This is a genomic window from Hydrogenophaga sp. UC242_53 (assembly GCF_042696965.1).
In the GTDB taxonomy this organism is placed as follows: Bacteria; Pseudomonadota; Gammaproteobacteria; order Burkholderiales; family Burkholderiaceae_C; genus Hydrogenophaga.
On record NZ_CP170552.1, the window covers coordinates 3616883 to 3634280 of the forward strand.

Below are 17398 nucleotides of genomic sequence, written 5' to 3' on the forward strand. Positions count from 1 at the left end.
AATCGGTGGGCTCAGTCGATGAGCTTGTGTTCGAGCAGCTTCTTGCGCAGCGTGTTGCGGTTCAGCCCCAGCCATTGCGCGGCGCGCGACTGGTTGTTCTGCGCCTGCTCCATCACCACTTCGAGCAAGGGTTTTTCCACCGCCTTGACCAGCATGTCGTGCAGGTTGGCGGGGTCGGTGCCGTTGAGGTCGCGGAAGAAGTCTTCCATGCTGGCACGCACACAGTCGTGCAATTTGTTCTGTTTCATGCGGCCAGTTTCCAGTTGTCGCTCGGGGTTGTTGTTGTGGTTTCGCCGGACGACCACTCGTCCAGGCTCTCGCTCACGCAGCGCAGCTGCGCCTCCACCGTAGTGACGGCGTTGACGCGCGAACGGAACAGGGCGGCCGCGCCGGGGGGCAGCGGCAGCGATTGCGCGTACCAGCCCAGGTGCTTGCGCGCGCTGCGCACACCGGTGGATTCGCCGTACAGGTCGTAGTGGTCGTGCAGGTGGTCGAGCAGCCAGACCCGCACGTCGGCCAGGTCGGGCGGCGGCAGGTGTTCGCCGGTGGCGAGGAAGTGGGCGATTTCACGGAAGATCCAGGGCCGGCCCTGGGCGGCGCGGCCGACCATGATGGCGTCGGCCCCGGTGCGGCGCAGCACCTCGCGCGCCTGCTCGGGGCTGTCGATGTCGCCGTTGCGCACCACCGGAATGCGCACGCGGCTCTTGATGTGGGCCACGGTGTCGTGCTCGGCCTGGCCCTTGTAGCCCTGCTCGCGCGTGCGGCCGTGCACGGTGAGCATCTGCACACCCGCGGCTTCGGCGGCCAGCGCGAGCGTGGGGGCGTTGCGCACGCTGGCGCACCAGCCGGTGCGCATCTTGAGGGTGACGGGCACGCCGTGCGGCTCGCAGGCGGCCACCACGGCCTGCACGATCTCAATGGCCAGCGCCTCGTCCTGCATCAGCGCCGAGCCGGCCCACTTGTTGCAGACCTTCTTGGCCGGGCAGCCCATGTTGATGTCGATGATCTGCGCGCCCCGGTCGATGTTGTAGCGCGCGGCGTCGGCCATCATCTGCGCGTCGGTGCCGGCGATCTGCACCGAGATCGGCGCGGCCTCGCCTTCGTGGTTGGCGCGGCGCGAGGTCTTGAGGCTGTCCTGCAGATCGGGGCGCGAGGTCACCATCTCGCTCACCGCATAGCCCGCGCCCAGGCGCTTGCACAGCTTGCGGAATGGCCGGTCCGTCACCCCCGCCATGGGCGCGACGAACAGGGCATTGGGCAGGGTGAAAGCCCCGAGTTGCATGGCGGTGGGAGAATCGGTGTCGAGCGGTGGAACTGCCGCGATCCCTGCTAACGCGGGGGGCGAAGGAACGCGATTGTATCTGCCTGTTTTTTCAGCAGGCGATATGTCGGCACCCTTTTTGCCCTCTCCCTCCGACTTCCCGATCGCCGGTCTCCCCCACCCCCGGATTTCGCCGCCCATGCCCGACTGGATCACCTACCTGATAGAGCAGCTGGCCCTGCCCGAATTCGGCCTGAGCACGGTCTTCGTGGTGTCCTTCATATCGGCCACCTTGCTGCCCCTGGGATCGGAGCCGGCGGTGTTCGGCCTGATCAAGATCAACCCGCATCTCTTCTGGCCCGCCATCCTGGTGCGCACCGCCGGCAACACGGCCGGCGGCGCCGTGAGCTGGCTCATGGGCCTGGGCACGCACAAGGTGGTGGACCGGGCGCGCGGCAACCACGTCGATCTGCGCGCGCTGCAATGGCTGGAGCGCTTCGGCCCCAAGGCCTGCCTCATGTCCTGGCTGCCGGTGGTGGGCGACCCGCTATGCGCCGTGGCAGGCTGGCTCAAATTTCCGTTCTGGCCCTGCCTGGCCTACATGGCCATCGGCAAGTTCGCCCGCTACCTCACCATGACGGCCGCGCTGTTGTGGTTCTTCCCTGGAACCCTGCATCCATGACCGTTGCCAGCAACCGCCTGCCACGCGCCCTCTGGGCCCTGATGGTGGGCAACTTCGTGATCGGCACCGGTGTGATGGTGGTGCCCGGCACGCTCAACGACATCAGCCACTCGCTGGGCGTGTCGATCCCGCAGGCCGGCCAGCTGATCACGGCCGCGGCCATCCTGATGGGCCTGGGCGCGCCGCTGTTCGCCAGCCTGGTCGCGGGCTGGGACCGGCGCCGCCTGCTCACGATCTCGCTGATCTGGTACGGCGTGCTGCTGCTGGCCTGCGCGCTGGCACCCAACTACGCCAGCCTGATGCCGCTGCGCGTGCTGGCCGTCATCGCGCCGGCCATCTTCACGCCGCAGGCGGCGGCCAGCGTGGGCCTCCTGGTCGGCCCGGCGATGCGCGGGCGCGCCATCACCTTCATCTTCCTGGGCTGGTCGCTGGCCTCGGTGCTGGGCATGCCGCTGTCGGCCTGGATCAGCAGCGAACTCAACTGGCGCTGGGCCTTCGGGCTGGTGGCGCTGACCTCGTTCCTCAGCGGCGCCTGGGTGTGGCGCGAGATGCCCGACGGCATCAAACCGGCCGCGCTGTCGCGCGAGGCCTGGGGCCGCACCCTGGGCTCGGCCCCGCTGATGACCGCCGTGGCCGTGACGCTGCTCTTCTCCTTCGGGCAGTTCACGCTGTTCTCCTACTTCGCCCCCTACTTCGCGCAGACCCTGGGCGCGGGCGGCGGACTGCTGTCGCTGATCTTCCTGTGGTTCGGCGTCTTCGGCCTGGCAGGCAATGTCGCGGTCACGCGCTCCATCGACCGCATCGGCGCGCCCCGGGCCGTGCTGATCACGCTGTGCGCCATCGTGCTGAGCCTGCTGCTCTGGCCGCTGGGCCGCTACGGCGTCTGGGCCCAGGCCTTCGTGCTCATCCCCTGGGCGCTGGGCTGCTTCTCGTGCAACTCGGCGCAGCAGGCGCGGCTGGTGCAGATCTCACCCGAGCTGGCCCCGGCCACCGTGGCGCTCAACACCTCGGCCCTGTATGGCGGGCAGGCCCTGGGCGCGGCGCTGGGCGGCGTGATGATCGCCCAGGGCCGCATGATGAACCTGCACCAGGTCGGCCTGGCCGTGATGCTGGTCGCGATGGCCGTGAGCCTGTGGGCCGCGTGGCTTCAGAAACGCTCGTGCGCGGCGAGGTAGCGCCACTGGCCTGAAGGCAGGCCGTCCAGGCCGATGCGGCCCAGGCGCTGGCGCCGCACCGAGGCCAGGCGCAGGCCGGCGCGCTCGGCCAGGTGCGCCACCTGCCCCGGCAGCGTGCCCTTGATCGCCAGCCGCAGGCGCCGCTCGCTCTGCCAGCTCGCGCGCGCCGTGGGCACGGCCCAGCCGTCGAAGAACAGCGCCTTGCCCAGCGACTGCAGCACCGCTTCGCGCCGCGCGTCGTCGTCGAGTTCGGCATCGTCCTGCACCTCCACGAGCCACTCGTGTTCCAGCGGCGAGGAGGCATCGGTGATCTTGCGCGCCACGCCCGGGTTCTGCGTGAACACCATCAGGCCGCTGGCAAGCACCTCCAGCGGCGAGACCGGCAGCAGCTTGTGGCCATGCGCCTTGAGCGGGCGCACGCCCGAGCGGTCGCCCTTGAAGCGCGCACCCGGGGCGAACCAGCGCGCGGCCAGCTCGTCGGGCAAAGGCGATTCGTCGGGCAGGGCCTGGCCCGAGGGCTTGTGCCAGACCAGCGTGACCGGCACCAGCGGTTCCAGCCGCGCCTTCGGATCGAGCTCCACGGCCTGCTCGTCGCGCACGCGCGCCATGGGCTCCTCGACCACGGTGCCGTCAACCCGCACCCAACCGCCAGCGATGTAGTGTTCGGCGTCGCGGCGCGAGCACGGCAGTTGGGCCGCGAGCCGTTTGGCCAGGCGCTGGGGTTCGGGACGGATCGGAGCGTGTTCGTTCATGCCGCCGACTCTACGCGCTGTTCGGGTGTGTCCAGGCGGGTGACCATTTCGGCATGCCACTTCCCCTTCATGCTTTGGCAGCACGTGCCACGCGGCCGATCGAGTGTTTCCCAGCGAACAGTCGAAGCGTGTCGTTCTGTCTTAAGGTGGGGGCTCTCTTTGTTTGACAAAGGATCTTCCATGTCCACTGAGTTCTATTCCTGGTTCACGATCGAGACCAACGGCAACCCCGCCCGGGAGGGCGTTTACGAGACCACGGCGCTGGGCATTCCCGGCGAGAGCCACAGCGTGCTCCAGCACGGTTTCCGGCACTGGGGCGACGGCAGTGGCTGGGGCGATCTGGGCGCCACGCCGGACGCCGCCCTGGCGATGAAGGACCACCGCCCGGTGTTCCCGTTCAACGTCCGCCACTGGCGGGGCAAGGCGCAGCCCGCGGACTGACGCCCGCTGGCTCAGCCAAGGCGGATCGAGTTCAGCTGCTGAACAGGAAGTTCATCACGTCGCCGTCCTTGACGACGTAGTCCTTGCCTTCGGCGCGCATCTTGCCCGCGTCCTTGGCGCCCTGCTCGCCCTTGTAGGCGATGTAGTCGTCGAAACCGATGGTCTGGGCGCGGATGTAGCCCTTCTCGAAATCGGTGTGGATCACGCCAGCGGCCTGCGGGCCGGTGTCGCCTACGTGGATGGTCCAGGCGCGCACCTCTTTCACGCCGGCCGTGAAGTAGGTCTGCAGGCCGAGCAGCTGGTAGGCCGCGCGGATCAGGCGGTTCAGGCCCGGCTCGTCCTGCCCGAGTTCCTTGAGGAATTCGAGCCGGTCGGCGTCGTCCATCTCGGAGAGTTCGGCCTCGATCTTGGCGCAGATGGCGACCACGGGCGCGTTCTGCTTCTGCGCGAATTCCTTGAGGCGGTCCAGCAGCGGGTTGTTTTCGAAGCCGTCTTCCGACACGTTCGCCACGAACATCGCGGGTTTGGCGGTGATCAGGAAAAACTGCTTGAGCTGCGCCTGCTCTTCCTTGCTGAAGTCGATGGTGCGCACCGGCTGGGTGTCGTTGAGCGCGGCCTGGCACTTCTCGAGGATGGCGACCTGCTTGATCGACTCCTTGTCGCCCGAGCGCGCGGTCTTGCTCACGCGGTGCAGGGCCTTTTCCACGGCGGCCAGATCGGCCAGGCAGAGCTCGGTCTGGATGACCTCGATGTCGGCGATCGGGTCGACCTTGTTGCGCACGTGGATGACGTTCGGGTCTTCGAAGCAGCGCACCACGTTGACGATGGCGTCGGTCTCGCGGATGTGCGCGAGGAACTTGTTGCCCAGGCCTTCACCGGTGCTCGCGCCCGCCACGAGGCCGGCGATGTCCACGAACTCCACGATGGCCGGCACGATGCGCTCGGGCTTGACGATCTCGGCGAGCTGCTGCAGGCGCGGATCGGGCACTTCCACCACACCGGTGTTGGGCTCGATGGTGCAGAAGGGGTAGTTCTCGGCCGCGATGCCGGCCTTGGTCAGCGCGTTGAAAAGGGTGGACTTGCCGACGTTGGGCAGGCCCACGATGCCGCATTGGAGGCTCATGGAAATTCCTTATGAATCAACCCCTGTGGCACTGTGTAGCGCCTGTCTGGCAGTGCTGCGAACCGAGGTGAGAGGTACCGGGTTCCGTGAGGACGTTGTCCTCGTCTTGCCAAGGGGAAACGGGTGTCGATTGTACTGATGGGTGAATCTCTCGCGCTGAAGCGTCCCGGACGCTCAGCCGCCCGCGCGCCGGGCCTGTTCACGGACCCAGAGCGAGAAAGCCTCCACCGCGCGGGAGCCGGCGGTCGCGCGCGGACGGCACAGGTAGTAGCCCCGCCCGGTGCTGGCGCTGCCGGGCACGGGGGTGACCAGGCGGCCGGCGGCGAGTTCGGCCTGCACCATGCAGCGCTGGACCACCGCCACGCCCATGCCCGCGCGGGCCGCTTCGATCAGGTTCATGACCAGGTCGAAGCCCGTTCCCCGCCAGTGCGGCGGCAGTTGCCCGCCCACGGAATCGGCCCACAGGGCCCAGTTGTCGCGGTAGTTGCTGTGGTACAGCAGGGGCAGGTTCAGCAGCGCGTCCACGCCGTCGATGCCTTGCGCCAGCGCGGGCGCGCACACGGCCACGATCTCGCGGCCGATGAGGTACTGCGCCGCCACCTGGCGGGGCCAGTGCTTGCCGGCCCGCGCCTTGAGCGCCACCCACAGATCCACGTCCGCGCGGGTGAAGTCCTCGTCGTGGTGGTACTGGCGGAACTCGATGTCGATCTCGGGGTGGCGGTGCCGGAAATCCTCCAGGCGCGGCATCAGCCAGAGGTTGCCCAGGCTGGGCACCACGGACAGCCGCAGCCGCAGGGCTTCGGGCAGGGCCCTGACCTGGCCCGCCGCGGCCTCCAGCGCGGCCACGGGCCCTTCGACCTGGCGGCGCAAGTCGGCGCCGGCCGGGGTCAGGCGCACGCCGCTGGCCGCGCGGTCCAGCAGCTGGACCCCCAGGTGTTTCTCGAGCCGGGCCACCGCGCGGCTCACCGCCGCCTGGGTCACGCACAGCTCGTCGGCCGCGCGGTGGAAATTGCCATGGCGGGCCACGCCCAGGAAGGCGTGCAGCTCCACCAGAGAAGGGCTTCGGATGCGCATGCGGCTGATTACATCATGTCATCGCACACGGCGAAAATGTCGTTTGCCTGCCTTGGTCGGATTTCCTACCCTTCGGCTCCCATCCCCGAGGAGGAGACCTCACATGACCACCCGAACCCTGCTGCGCACCGCGCTGACCCTGACCACCGCGCTCGTTCTGGGCGCTGCCGCCCAGGCCCAGACCGCCTACCCCAACCGGCCGATCAAGCTGATCGTGCCTTTCGCCCCCGGCGGCTCGACCGACCTGGCCGCGCGCCTGGTGGCCGAATACGGCGGTCGCGAGCTCGGTCAGTCCATCGTGGTGGAGAACAAGGCGGGCGCCGGTGGCTCGACGGGCATGGAATTCGTCGCCCGCGCGCCGGCCGATGGCTACACCCTGGGCATGCGCCACCGTCAGCACGCACGGCAGCAACCCGGCGGTCTATGGCAACAAGCTGCGCTACAACCCGGTGAAGGACTTCGCGCCGATCACCAACGTGGCGACCACGCCCAGCGTCTTCGCGGTGCATCCCGCCACACCGGCCAAGGACATGAAGGAGTTCATCGCCCTGGCCCAGGCCAACCCGGGCAAGTACAGCTTCGCCTCGCCGGGCATTGGCTCCCTGGGCCACGCCAACATCGAGCACTTCATGGCCCTGTCCAAGATGAACCTGCTGCACGTGCCGTACAAGGGCGCCGGGCAGGCCATGACCGACGCCATGGCGGGCCAGGTGACCGCCATCACGGACAACCTGCCGTCGGCCCTGCCGAACATCCAGTCCGGCAAGCTGCGCGCGCTGGCGGTGCTGAGCGAGAAGCGCTCGCCCTCGCTGCCGGAGGTGCCCACCTACGGCGAACTCGGTTTCCCCCAGATGGGCGGTGGCGGCTGGTTCGGCGTGGTCGCGCCGGCGGGCACGCCGCCCGAGGTGGTGGCCAGGCTCAACGCTGCCATCCACAAAGGCATGAAGCACCCCGAGTTCATCAAGCAGATGGAAGCCTCGGGCTCCACGCTGATCCCCGGCACGCCCGAGGCGTTCGCCCAGCAGATCCAGCAGGCCATGGAGCGCTACGAGCGCGTGGCCGAGATCGCCAAGATCTCGCTGGACTGAGCCATGCCGATCGACGCACCGCCGTTCACGCTGCACCGCCCTGTCGCCACGCCCGTGCCCCTGGTGTGCGACTCGCCGCACAGCGGCACCGACTACCCGGCGGACTACGACCACGCCGTGCCCCGGGCGCTGCTGCGGCGCGGCGAGGACACGCATGTGGAGGCGCTGTGGGCGGCGGTGCCCTCGGTGGGCGGCAGCCTGCTGGCGGCCCACTTTCCCCGCACCTACATGGACTGCAACCGCTCGGAGGACGACCTCGACCCGGACCTGCTCGACGGCCCGTGGCCGGCGCCGCTGAACCCGAGCGAGAAAACCCGCCTGGGTTTCGGCCTGGTGTGGCGCAACATCGATGCCAGCACGCCGATCTACCACCGTCGGCTCACCGTGGCGGAGGTGCAGGCGCGCATCGCCCGCTGCTACCGCCCGTACCACGCGGCCCTGTCGCGATGCATCGACGAGACCATGGACCGCTTCGGCGCGCTCTGGCACCTGAACCTGCATTCCATGCCCGACAACGCCTACGAGCGGCTCCAGATCCGCAGCACCCGCCCACTCGCGGACTTCGTGCTGGGCGACCGCGACGGCACCACCTGCGACCCGGCGTTTGTCGACCTGGTGGAGCGCGAGCTGCGCTCGCGCGGCTATTCGGTGGCCCGCAACGACCCGTACAAGGGCGTGCAGCTGATCGCTCGCATCGGCCAGCCCGCACAAGGGCGCCACAGCCTGCAGATCGAGATCCGCCGCCCGGTGTACATGGACGAGATCACCCGGGAGCGCAACGCCAGTTTCGCCACGGTGCAGCGCGACCTGGGCGAACTGGCGGCCACGCTGGCGCGCTACGCGAGCGAGCGGGCCAGCCCGCCACGATCAGCCCAGGGCTGAGTTCAGTCGAACTTCCAGTCGGCGCTCACGGGCTGGCCGATCCGCAGCACCTGCCCGTCGCCTTCGAGCACGATGGCATTCATGCCGAAGGTGATGGCGCCGTTGAGGCGCGGGTCCTGCCGGTAGACCTGCAGCGTGTCGTTCACCTCGGGGCTGGAGATGGCGGTGGCCGGGTCGATGTTGGGAATGGGACAGCGGCCGCAGGGCTTGACCGGCTCGATCAGCGCGGACGCGCCGTCCCCGGTGCCGATGCGCATCGCGCCCACGCGGTCTTCGTCGTGCGCTTCCACGCCGGCCAGCACGACGTTGGGCCGGAAACGCAGCATCTCCACCGGCCCGTGGCCGGCCGCGCCCAGGCGGGTGTTGAGTTCGTCCAGCGACGCGGTGCTGGTCACCAGCAGGCTGAAACCGTCGGCGAACTGCGTGACGGCCTCACGGCCCCCGGTCCACTTCAGGCTGCACACGCGCCGCACCTCGGGGTCGAAGCGCGCCAGGCGCAGGGGCTGACCGAGGAAATCGCTGAACCACTGCGCGGCCAGATCGCCCATGTCGTAGGCCTGCACCTCGTCGTCCCACACGCGCACCTGGAGCGGGCCTTCGGCCGCGTCCAGCGCCAGGTGCAGCGCGAGCATGCCGGGGGCGCGCAGCACCAGCTGGCCCATCTTGAAAGCGGTCTGGATGAGCGCCATGCGGGGCAGCTCGCGCTGGGTCACGAACTCGCCGTCCGCGTCCACCACCATCCAGGCGCGGTCGTACAGCAGGCCGGTGTCGGTCAGCTCGACCTCGGTCAGCGAAATGCCGGCGCAGGACTTGACCGGATAGACCCAGAGCTGGGCGATGGTGGCCTGCACGTCGGCGGCAATGGGTTCAGCACTCATGGTGGATGGTCAGGATGGGGGTACCGGGTATCGCCCGGGGGAAGGCCCGGATTGTGCCCTGCTCCTAGAATCCCCCCATGAACTCCCCTGCCCCCCGCACCGGCTCTACCCGGCGTTTCGACGTCGCCATCCGAGGGGCCGGCGTGGTGGGCCAGACCCTGGCCCTGCTGCTGGCCCGCGACCGCCTGCGCGTGGCTCTGGTCGGCGCGCCACGCGGCCCGCAGGACACCCCCGACGTGCGCGCCTACGCGATCAACGCGGCCTCGCGCGACGTGCTGCGCTCGGTGCGCGCCTGGCCCGAGGCCGATCCGCAGGACGACCGCGTGCCCCCCATCACCCCGGTGAGCGCCATGCAGGTGTGGGGCGACGACGGCGGCGAGCTGCAGTTCTCGGCCGACGACCAGGGCGCGGACGCGCTGACCTGGATCGTGGACGTGCCCGCGCTGGAGCAGCGCCTGTCCGACGCGATCGGCTTCCAGGGCGGCATCGAGCGCGTGAGCGAAGCGCCCAACGCCGCCCTGACGGTGGTGTGCGAGGGCAAGCGCAGCCAGACGCGCGCGGAACTGGGCCTGGAATTCGACGTGCGCCCCTACCCACACAAGGCGGTGGCCGCGCGGCTGCACTGCGACCAGCCGCACGGCGGCATCGCCCGGCAGTGGTTTTCCAACGGCGAGGTGATGGCCCTGCTGCCCCTGGGCGGCGCGTTCGGGAACTCCGTGGCGCTGGTGTGGTCTGTCCCTGCACAGCAGGCCGACGCCTGGCTGCAAGCCGACCCGACCACCTTCACCCAGGCCGTGCAGGCGCGCTGCGCCCAGGCCCTGGGCCACATGCACATGGAAAGCCCCGCCCAGGCCTGGCCCCTCGAACTCTCGCGCGCCCAACGCTGGATCGCCCGCACCGCCCAGGGCGGCGTGGCGCTGGCCGGCGACGCGGCGCACGCCATGCACCCGCTGGCGGGCCAGGGCCTGAACGTGGGTCTGGCCGACGCCGCCGAGCTGGCGCGCGTGCTGCAGCAGCGCGAATACTGGCGCGAGCTGGGCGACCTCAAGCTGCTGCGCCGCTACGAACGCGCGCGCGCCGCCGAAGTGGGCGCCATGGGCTGGGTCACCGACGGTCTGTTCGGCCTGTTCGCCCACGGCGACTCGCGCGTGCAGGCGCTGCGCAACTGGGGCCTCAACGGCTTCGACCGCAGCGGCCCGCTCAAGCGCTGGATCGCCCGCCAGGCCATGGGCCAGCCGCACTTCTGAAACCCTCTTTCGAATCCCGCACGCCCTCCAAGGCTCCCACGATGAAACTCTTCAAATCCCTCCTGATCGCGGCCTTGGCTGCCCTGTCGATGGCCGCCATCGCCCAGGAAGCCACCATCCGCAAGAACCTCGCCGAGCGCCTGCCCAACCTGCCGGCCATCGACGAGGTCAGCAAGACGCCCATGCCGGGCATCTACGAGGTGCGCGTCAACCAGAGCGAGCTGTTCTACACCGACGCCGAAGGCAACTACCTGATCCAGGGTTCGATGATCGACACCAAGGCCCGCGTGGACCTGACCGAGCAGCGCATGGACAAGCTCACCGCCATCGCCTTCAAGGACCTGCCGCTGAAAGACGCCTTCACCATCGTGCGCGGCAATGGCAAGCGCAAGCTGGCGGTGTTCGAGGACCCCAACTGCGGCTACTGCAAGCGCTTCGAGCGCGACCTGATGAAGATCGACAACGTGACGGTGCACGTGTTCCTGTACCCAATCCTGAGCGCCGACTCGGGCGAGAAGTCGCGCAACATCTGGTGCGCCAAGGACAAGGGCAAGACCTTCATCGACTGGATGGTGCGCGACGTGACCCCGCCCTCGGCGACTTGCGACGCGGCTGCCGTGGCGCGCAACTTCGAGTTCGGCAAGAAGGCCCGCATCACTGGCACCCCGACCATCATCTTCGCCAACGGCACGCGCGTGCCCGGCGCCATCGGTGCCGAGCAGATCGAGAAACAGCTCGCGGAAGCCAAGCCTTGAGCACCCGCGCCAGGGCGGCCAAGGCCGCGCGCAACGCGGGCGTGCGCTACACCGTCTCGGTGCTCAGCGCGCACGCCCACCTGTTCGCCGTGACGCTGCGCATCGAGCAGCCCGCGAAGAACCAGCGCGTGGCCCTGCCGGTGTGGATACCGGGCAGCTACCTGGTGCGCGAGTTCTCGCAGAACCTGCAACAACTGCGCGCCTGGCAGAACGGGCAACCCGTCGCCCTCAGGCAGCTCGACAAACACCGCTGGCAGGCCCAGGCCGAGGCCGGCGAGCCGCTGGAGCTGCGGTATGAGGTGTATGCCTTCGACGCCTCGGTGCGCACCGCCTTCCTCGACGCCTCGCGCGGTTTCTTCAACGCCACCAGCCTGTGCCTGCGCGTGCTCGGCCAGGAGGACACGCCGCACGCGCTCGAACTCGTGGGTGGCGAGGCCACCGCCGGCTGGCAGGTCGCCACCGGCCTGACGCCGCAGACCGTGGACGCCCAGGGCTTCGGCCACTACCTCGCCGAGGGTTACGACGAGCTCGCCGACTGCCCGGTGGAAATGGGCCGCTTCTGGAGCGCCAGCTTCACCGCCGGCGGCGTGGAGCACCGCTTCGTGGTGGCCGGCGCGGGCGAGTGGATGGATGGCGAGCGCCTGATCGAAGACACCCGCAAGATCTGCGAGACGCAGATCGCCTTCTGGCACGGCCAGCAGCCCCCGCCTTTCTCGCGCTACGTGTTCATGCTGTACGCCAGCGCCGACGGCTACGGCGGCCTGGAGCACCGCAACTCCACCGCGCTGATCTGCCAGCGCGCCGATCTGCCGCGCACGCCCGCGCCGGGCGAAAAACCCGCCGCCCTCAAGGCCACGGACGGCTACACCACGCTGCTGGGCCTGATCAGCCACGAGTACTTCCACACCTGGAACGTCAAGCGCCTGCGCCCGGCCGAGTTCGCGCGCTACGACTACGACAGCGAGAACCACACCGAGCTGCTCTGGTTCTTCGAAGGCTTCACCAGCTACTACGACGATCTCATGCTGCGCCGCGCCGGGCTGATCGACGACGCGACCTACCTGCAGCTGGTGGCCAAGACCCTCAACCAGGTGCAGCAGACGCCGGGCCGCCTGGTGCAGACCGTCGCCGAGGCCAGCTTCGACGCCTGGGTGAAGTACTACCGCATGAACGAGAACACGCCCAACGCGACGGTGAGCTACTACACCAAGGGCTCGCTGGTGGCGCTGTGCCTGGACCTCACGCTGCGCGCCGAAGGCCACGGTTCGCTCGACGCGGTGATGCGCGAACTCTGGCAGCGCTGCGAAGGCGGCCCGATGCGCGAGGCCGACGTGCTGCGCGCGCTCAAGCGCCTGGGCCAACGCAGCTACGAAGGTGAGATCGCGGCCTGGGTGCACAGCACCGACGAGCTGCCCCTGCCCTCGCTGCTGCAGGACCATGGCGTGAAGGTGGCGCACGACAAGGCGCCGCTGGCGCAGCAACTCGGCCTGCGCGTGAGCGAGACCGGGGGCAGCGTGGTGCTCAAGACCGTGCTGCGCGGCGGCGCGGCTGAGGCCGCCGGCATGGCCGCGAACGACGAGTGGCTGGGCGTGGAGTTCGCGCCCGCGCAGCGCGGCGGCGAGGCCGAGGCCTGGCGCCTCCACAAGCTCGACGAACTGCCGCCCCTGCGCGCGCGGCGCGCCAAGCTGACCGCGCTGGTCTCGCGCGACAAGCGCCTGCTGCGCCTGCCGCTGGACTGGCCCACCGAGTCCTTCACCGTGCGGCTGGCGGTGGGCGATGCGCCCAAGCTCGCCAGCTGGCTGAACTAGCGCCCTCGCTGATCCAGAACGCGCTTGGCCTTGCCCTGGCTGCGTTCGACACCGCCCTCGGGCTTCAACTGCACCATCACGCTGCTGCCCACGAACACCTTGATGTCGTGCTGCAGCAGGCGCGCGGCCCCCTGGGCCTCCTCGCTGTCCGGTGACAGGCCCGAGCGCGTCTCCACCACCACGGTGAGGTCGTCCATCGGCCCCTGGCGCGTGAGCACGCACTGGTAGTGCGCGCTGAGTTCGGCGCGCTTGAGGATGAGCTCCTCGATCTGCGTGGGAAACACGTTGACGCCGCGCACGATCATCATGTCGTCGCTGCGGCCGGTGATTTTCTCCATGCGGCGCATGGGGCGCGCCGTGCCGGGCAGCAGGCGCGTGAGGTCGCGCGTGCGGTAGCGGATGATGGGCAACGCCTCCTTGGTCAGGCTGGTGAACACCAGCTCGCCCAGCTCGCCGTCGGGCACCGGCTCGCCGGTGTCGGGGTCGATGATCTCGGGGTAGAAGTGGTCTTCCCAGATCGTCGGGCCGTCCTTGGTTTCCACGCACTCGTTCGCCAGCGCCGGGCCCCATCACCTCGGAGAGGCCGTAGATGTCCACCGCGTCGATGCCCATGCGCTGCTCGATCGCCAGCCGCATGTCGTTGGTCCAGGGTTCGGCGCCGAAGATGCCCAGGCGCAGGCTGCTCTCGCGCGGGTCCAAGCCCTGGCGTTCGAACTCGTCGGCGATCGCCAGCATGTAGCTCGGCGTGACCATGATGATGTCGGGCCGGAAGTCCTGGATCAGCTGCACCTGCCGCTCGGTCTGGCCGCCGCCGAAAGGCACCACCGTGAGCCCCAGCTTCTCGGCGCCGTAGTGCGCGCCCAGGCCGCCGGTGAACAGGCCGTAGCCATAGCTCACGTGCACCAGATCACCCGGGCGGGCGCCACTGGCGCGGATGCTGCGCGCCATCACCGTGGCCCAGGTGTCGATGTCCTTGAGCGTGTAGCCCACCACCGTCGGCTTGCCGGTGGTGCCGCTGCTGGCGTGGATGCGCGCGCACTGCTCGCGCGGCACCGCGAACATGCCGAAGGGGTAGCTGTCGCGCAGGTCCTTCTTGGTCGTGAAAGGGAACTTCGCCAGGTCGGCCAGGCTGCGGCAGTCGTCGGGGTGCACGCCGGCCGCATCGAACTTCGCGCGGTACACCGGCGAGTTCTGGTAGGCGTGGCGCAGCGTGGCCTGCAGGCGCTTGAGTTGCAGCGAACGCAGTTCGTCGATGCCGGCTTTTTCGATCGGTTCGAGGGGAAAGGTCTTCATGGCTGCTCGTCCTCGGGAAACACGGTGCCGGCGATCACCGCGCTCTTGCCGCGGAACATCGCAACCACTTCGCCGCGCTGGTTGCTCACCCGCATGTCGTAGATGCCGTGGCGGCCCGACAGCGTCTGTTCGATGCCTTCGCAGGTGAGCACGTCGCCCGCGTGCGCGGGCCGCAGGAACTCGATGCCGCAGCCCGCGGCCACAGCGTTCTTGTTGTGGCTGTTGCAGGCAAAGGCGAAGGTGGAATCGGCCAGCGTGAAGATGAAGCCGCCATGGCAGATCTGGTGGCCGTTGAGATGCAGCGGGCGCACGGCCATGCGCATCACGGCGCGACCGGGTTCGCAGGCCAGCAGCTCCATGCCCATGGTGTCCTTGCTCGCGGTGTCCACCGCGAACATCGTCTCGCCCACCTTGCGGGCCTTGTCTTCGGGGCTCATCCTCATTCGCCCTTGAACTGCGCCGGACGCTTTTCGCGGAACGCCATCACGCCTTCGATGTAGTCGTGCGTGCGGCCCAGGGCCGACTGGGTGTCGCGCTCCACGTCCAGCTGCTGGTCCAGCGTGCGCGTGCCGGCATCGCGCAGCAGGCCGCGCGTGCGCAACCAGGGCCTTGGTGGGCATGGTGGCCAGGCGCGCGGCCAGGGCCAGTGCCGCGCCCACGCAGTCGTCGGACACGTCCCAGACCAGGCCCCATTCCTTGGCCTGCGTGGCCGGCAGCTTGTCGCCCGTCAGGGCCAAGGCCATGGCGCGCGCCAGGCCCAGGCGCTCGACCAGGAACCAACTGCCACCCGCGTCCGGTATCAAGCCGATCTTGCTGAAGGCCTGGATGAAGCTCGCGCCGGTGGCGGCGATGGCGATGTCGCAGGCCATCGCCAGCGAGGCGCCCGCACCCGCCGCGACGCCGTTGACGGCGGCGATGGTGGGCATGCGCAGCCCCTGCAGGCGGCGCGCCGTGGGGTTGAAGGCCTGCTCGATCACCGGGCCGGGGTCGGCGCGCTTCACCAGATCGGGGCCGGGCTCGAAATCGAATTCGGCCAGGTCGGCGCCGGCGCAGAAACCGCGCCCGGCGCCAGTGAGCACCAGCGCGCGCACCGCCGGGTTGGCCTCGGCCTGGTCCAGCGCGGCCCACAGCTCGCGGTGCATCTGGCGGGTGAAACTGTTCAGGGCTTCGGGGCGGTTGAGCGTGACCAGGGCCACGGCCCCGCGCTCTTCGTACACCACGGTGGCGTTGTTGCTCATGTCGGCGGTCTCCTGCTGTTGTCGTTGGGCGTTGGATCGCAATTTACCATTAACCAACCAATCGGTCGGCTAATGTTTTCCCGGAGGGCGGGCCCGATATAGTGGTGGGCTTTCAACCCGACGCCATTGCCCGAGGAGACACCATGACCGCCGCCACCCCACCCGAATGCATCACCGTGCGCACCGAAGGCCGCGTGGGCATCGTCACGCTCAACCGGCCCAAGCAGCTCAACGCGCTCAACAACCAGCTCATGGACGAGCTGGGGCGCGGCGCTCAAGGCCTTCGACGCGGACGAGGGCATCGGCTGCATGGTCATCACCGGCAGCGAAAAGGCCTTCGCGGCCGGCGCCGACATCGGCGCCATCGCCACCTACACCTTCGCCGACGTCTACAACGGCGACTACATCACGCGCAACTGGGAAACCATCCGCGGCATCCGCAAGCCGGTGATCGCGGCCGTGAGCGGCTTCGCGCTGGGCGGCGGCTGCGAACTCGCCATGATGTGCGACTTCATCATCGCGGCCGACAACGCCAAGTTCGGCCAGCCCGAGATCAAGCTGGGCATCATCCCCGGCGCGGGTGGCACGCAGCGCCTGCCGCGCGCGGTGGGCAAGGCCAAGACCATGGACATGGTGCTCACCAGCCGCATGATGGACGCCGCCGAGGCCGAGCGCGCCGGCCTTGTCAGCCGCGTCGTGCCGCTGGACAAGCTGATGGACGAGGCCCTGGGCGCCGCGCTGGTGATCTGCGGCCTCTCGCTGCCCAGCGTGATGGCGGCCAAGGAAGCGGTGAACCGCTCGTTCGAAGGCACGCTGTCGGACGGCGTGATGTTCGAGCGCCGCCTGTTCCACGCGATGTTCGCCACCGAAGACCAGAAGGAAGGCATGGACGCCTTCGTCAACAAACGCAAGCCGGCTTTCCAGCACCGCTGAGCCGTCCAAAAAAACTGTCTATAATGCGCGCTTCGCTGGCGATATAGCTCAGTTGGTTAGAGCGCAGCATTCATAATGCTGATGTCGGTGGTTCAAGTCCACCTATCGCCACCAGCATCTCAAAAAGCGGGTTCCGGCAACGGGGCCCGCTTTTTTCATTTCCGGTCCGTCTCGTCATGGCAATCAAGTCCACCATCTTCAAGGCAAACCTGCAGATCGCCGACATCGACCACGGCTACTACGCCGACCACGCGCTCACCCTGGCCCGCCATCCCAGCGAGACCGACGAGCGCATGATGGTCCGGCTGGTGGCGATGGCGCTGCACGCGCACGAGCTGCAGGACACCTGCCGGGGCGACGGCACGCTGGCTTTCGGCGCCGGCCTCTCCGACCCGGACGACCCCGGACGTCTCGTTGACCGATTTCACCGGCCGCAAGCGCCTGTGGATCGAGGTCGGCCAGCCGGAAGACAAGCCGCTGGCCAAGGCCTGCAGCAAGGCCGACGCGGTGGTCGTCTACGCATTCGGCAGCGCGGCCGACGTGTGGTGGCGCGGCATCGAGGGCAAACTCACGCGGCTCGACCGCCTGCAGGCCTGGCGCCTGCCGACCGAGGTGGCGCCCGCGCTGGCCCAGCTCGCCGAGCGCAGCATGCAGCTGCAGGCCACGGTGCAGGAAGGCGCGCTCACGCTCTCCAGCGAGCGCGGCAGCGTGCACATCGAGCCGGTGCGCTGGAAGTAGCCGGCCGGCCTTCGCGCCATGCGCTGCCCC

General features: G+C 69.0%; 14 protein-coding genes, 1 tRNA gene and 5 pseudogenes. 11 read left to right on the plus strand and 9 right to left on the minus strand.

Features of this window, described 5'->3' with window-relative positions; translation table 11 throughout:
- Nucleotides 1–11: 11 nt before the first annotated feature.
- Complete coding sequence (locus tag ACFJI0_RS18195) at nt 12–248, minus strand: helix-turn-helix domain-containing protein (protein ID WP_291120759.1); 237 nt, start codon at nt 246–248, stop codon at nt 12–14.
- Nucleotides 245–1282 (minus strand): tRNA dihydrouridine synthase DusB, encoded by a 1038-nt coding sequence (gene dusB / locus ACFJI0_RS18200; protein ID WP_382321630.1) that lies wholly within the window; start codon nt 1280–1282, stop codon nt 245–247. Before dusB ends, ACFJI0_RS18195 begins: the two co-directional genes overlap by 4 nt.
- 178 nt (nt 1283–1460) lie before the next feature.
- Between dusB and ACFJI0_RS18205 the strand changes: the two genes are divergently transcribed.
- Nucleotides 1461–1943, plus strand: a complete 483-nt coding sequence (locus tag ACFJI0_RS18205) for a YqaA family protein (protein WP_382321632.1) — start codon at nt 1461–1463, stop codon at nt 1941–1943.
- Nucleotides 1940–3118 (plus strand): MFS transporter, encoded by a 1179-nt coding sequence (locus tag ACFJI0_RS18210; protein ID WP_382321635.1) that lies wholly within the window; start codon nt 1940–1942, stop codon nt 3116–3118. Before ACFJI0_RS18205 ends, ACFJI0_RS18210 begins: the two co-directional genes overlap by 4 nt.
- Here ACFJI0_RS18210 and ACFJI0_RS18215 read toward each other — a convergent pair.
- On the minus strand, nt 3091–3870 hold the full coding sequence (locus tag ACFJI0_RS18215; RefSeq protein ID WP_382321637.1) for an RNA pseudouridine synthase: 780 nt from the start codon (nt 3868–3870) through the stop codon (nt 3091–3093). The genes ACFJI0_RS18210 and ACFJI0_RS18215 overlap by 28 nt on opposite strands.
- Before the next feature lie 180 nt (nt 3871–4050).
- Between ACFJI0_RS18215 and ACFJI0_RS18220 the strand changes: the two genes are divergently transcribed.
- The gene (locus tag ACFJI0_RS18220; RefSeq protein ID WP_382321640.1) at nt 4051–4311 is read left to right on the plus strand and encodes a hypothetical protein; all 261 of its coding nucleotides are present in this window, start codon (nt 4051–4053) and stop codon (nt 4309–4311) included.
- Between the two features lie 31 nt (nt 4312–4342).
- On the opposite strand, the gene ychF is transcribed toward ACFJI0_RS18220, so the two are convergent.
- Both ychF and ACFJI0_RS18230 read right to left on the minus strand, forming a co-directional pair.
- A complete protein-coding gene (gene ychF / locus ACFJI0_RS18225) occupies nt 4343–5434 on the minus strand; it encodes a redox-regulated ATPase YchF (RefSeq protein ID WP_382321643.1) in 1092 nt (363 codons plus the stop codon).
- 174 nt (nt 5435–5608) lie between these two features.
- The gene (locus tag ACFJI0_RS18230) at nt 5609–6508 is read right to left on the minus strand and encodes a LysR substrate-binding domain-containing protein (protein WP_382321645.1); all 900 of its coding nucleotides are present in this window, start codon (nt 6506–6508) and stop codon (nt 5609–5611) included.
- Nucleotides 6509–6611: 103 nt separating this feature from the next.
- Between ACFJI0_RS18230 and ACFJI0_RS18235 the strand changes: the two are divergent.
- Nucleotides 6612–7596, plus strand: a pseudogene (locus tag ACFJI0_RS18235) (tripartite tricarboxylate transporter substrate binding protein BugE).
- A 3-nt stretch (nt 7597–7599) separates the two neighbouring features.
- A complete protein-coding gene (locus ACFJI0_RS18240; protein ID WP_382321648.1) occupies nt 7600–8478 on the plus strand; it encodes an N-formylglutamate amidohydrolase in 879 nt (292 codons plus the stop codon).
- Nucleotides 8479–8480: 2 nt separating this feature from the next.
- On the opposite strand, the gene ACFJI0_RS18245 is transcribed toward ACFJI0_RS18240, so the two are convergent.
- Entirely contained in the window at nt 8481–9356 is an 876-nt protein-coding gene (locus ACFJI0_RS18245) for an MOSC domain-containing protein (protein ID WP_382321650.1), read from the minus strand.
- 77 nt (nt 9357–9433) lie between these two features.
- Here ACFJI0_RS18245 and ACFJI0_RS18250 point away from each other — a divergent pair, with 77 nt between their 5' ends.
- From ACFJI0_RS18250 to ACFJI0_RS18260, 3 genes are read left to right on the plus strand one after another with little or no spacing between them, the layout of a single operon-like run.
- A complete protein-coding gene (locus ACFJI0_RS18250) occupies nt 9434–10603 on the plus strand; it encodes an FAD-dependent monooxygenase (protein WP_382321653.1) in 1170 nt (389 codons plus the stop codon).
- A 41-nt stretch (nt 10604–10644) separates the two neighbouring features.
- The gene (locus tag ACFJI0_RS18255; protein ID WP_291120718.1) at nt 10645–11358 is read left to right on the plus strand and encodes a DsbC family protein; all 714 of its coding nucleotides are present in this window, start codon (nt 10645–10647) and stop codon (nt 11356–11358) included.
- A complete protein-coding gene (locus tag ACFJI0_RS18260; RefSeq protein ID WP_382321654.1) occupies nt 11355–13166 on the plus strand; it encodes a M61 family metallopeptidase in 1812 nt (603 codons plus the stop codon). Before ACFJI0_RS18255 ends, ACFJI0_RS18260 begins: the two co-directional genes overlap by 4 nt.
- Here ACFJI0_RS18260 and paaK read toward each other — a convergent pair.
- The 3 genes and pseudogenes from paaK to ACFJI0_RS18275 form a co-directional block, all read right to left on the minus strand.
- Nucleotides 13163–14459, minus strand: a pseudogene (gene paaK, locus ACFJI0_RS18265) (phenylacetate--CoA ligase PaaK). The gene ACFJI0_RS18260 and the pseudogene paaK sit on opposite strands and share 4 nt — an antisense overlap.
- A complete protein-coding gene (gene paaI, locus ACFJI0_RS18270; protein WP_382321657.1) occupies nt 14456–14902 on the minus strand; it encodes a hydroxyphenylacetyl-CoA thioesterase PaaI in 447 nt (148 codons plus the stop codon). Before paaI ends, paaK begins: the two are co-directional and overlap by 4 nt.
- Nucleotides 14899–15697 (minus strand): annotated as a pseudogene (locus ACFJI0_RS18275) (enoyl-CoA hydratase-related protein). The gene paaI and the pseudogene ACFJI0_RS18275 overlap by 4 nt, the downstream one beginning before the upstream one ends.
- Before the next feature lie 143 nt (nt 15698–15840).
- On the opposite strand from ACFJI0_RS18275, the pseudogene ACFJI0_RS18280 reads away from it, so the two are divergent.
- The 3 genes and pseudogenes from ACFJI0_RS18280 to ACFJI0_RS18290 all read left to right on the plus strand — a co-directional run bounded on the left by ACFJI0_RS18280 (nt 15841) and on the right by ACFJI0_RS18290 (nt 17368).
- A pseudogene (locus ACFJI0_RS18280) lies at nt 15841–16630 on the plus strand (enoyl-CoA hydratase).
- 37 nt (nt 16631–16667) lie between these two features.
- A tRNA-Met gene (locus ACFJI0_RS18285) sits at nt 16668–16744 on the plus strand.
- Between the two features lie 62 nt (nt 16745–16806).
- A pseudogene (locus ACFJI0_RS18290) lies at nt 16807–17368 on the plus strand (YaeQ family protein).
- Nucleotides 17369–17398: the final 30 nt, after the last annotated feature.

Excerpts from the sequence above, each read along its gene's own strand:
- ACFJI0_RS18245 (WP_382321650.1), bottom strand. The coding sequence starts at position 9,356 with ATGAGTGCTGAACCCATTGCCGCCGACGTGCAGGCCACCATCGCCCAG.
- ACFJI0_RS18240 (WP_382321648.1), top strand. The coding sequence starts at position 7,600 with ATGCCGATCGACGCACCGCCGTTCACGCTGCACCGCCCTGTCGCCACG.
- ACFJI0_RS18220 (WP_382321640.1), top strand. The coding sequence starts at position 4,051 with ATGTCCACTGAGTTCTATTCCTGGTTCACGATCGAGACCAACGGCAAC.
- ACFJI0_RS18230 (WP_382321645.1), bottom strand. The coding sequence starts at position 6,508 with ATGCGCATCCGAAGCCCTTCTCTGGTGGAGCTGCACGCCTTCCTGGGC.
- ACFJI0_RS18250 (WP_382321653.1), top strand. The coding sequence starts at position 9,434 with ATGAACTCCCCTGCCCCCCGCACCGGCTCTACCCGGCGTTTCGACGTC.
- paaI (WP_382321657.1), bottom strand. The coding sequence starts at position 14,902 with ATGAGGATGAGCCCCGAAGACAAGGCCCGCAAGGTGGGCGAGACGATG.
- ychF (WP_382321643.1), bottom strand. The coding sequence starts at position 5,434 with ATGAGCCTCCAATGCGGCATCGTGGGCCTGCCCAACGTCGGCAAGTCC.
- ACFJI0_RS18210 (WP_382321635.1), top strand. The coding sequence starts at position 1,940 with ATGACCGTTGCCAGCAACCGCCTGCCACGCGCCCTCTGGGCCCTGATG.
- dusB (WP_382321630.1), bottom strand. The coding sequence starts at position 1,282 with ATGCAACTCGGGGCTTTCACCCTGCCCAATGCCCTGTTCGTCGCGCCC.
- ACFJI0_RS18195 (WP_291120759.1), bottom strand. The coding sequence starts at position 248 with ATGAAACAGAACAAATTGCACGACTGTGTGCGTGCCAGCATGGAAGAC.
- ACFJI0_RS18215 (WP_382321637.1), bottom strand. The coding sequence starts at position 3,870 with ATGAACGAACACGCTCCGATCCGTCCCGAACCCCAGCGCCTGGCCAAA.
- ACFJI0_RS18205 (WP_382321632.1), top strand. The coding sequence starts at position 1,461 with ATGCCCGACTGGATCACCTACCTGATAGAGCAGCTGGCCCTGCCCGAA.
- ACFJI0_RS18255 (WP_291120718.1), top strand. The coding sequence starts at position 10,645 with ATGAAACTCTTCAAATCCCTCCTGATCGCGGCCTTGGCTGCCCTGTCG.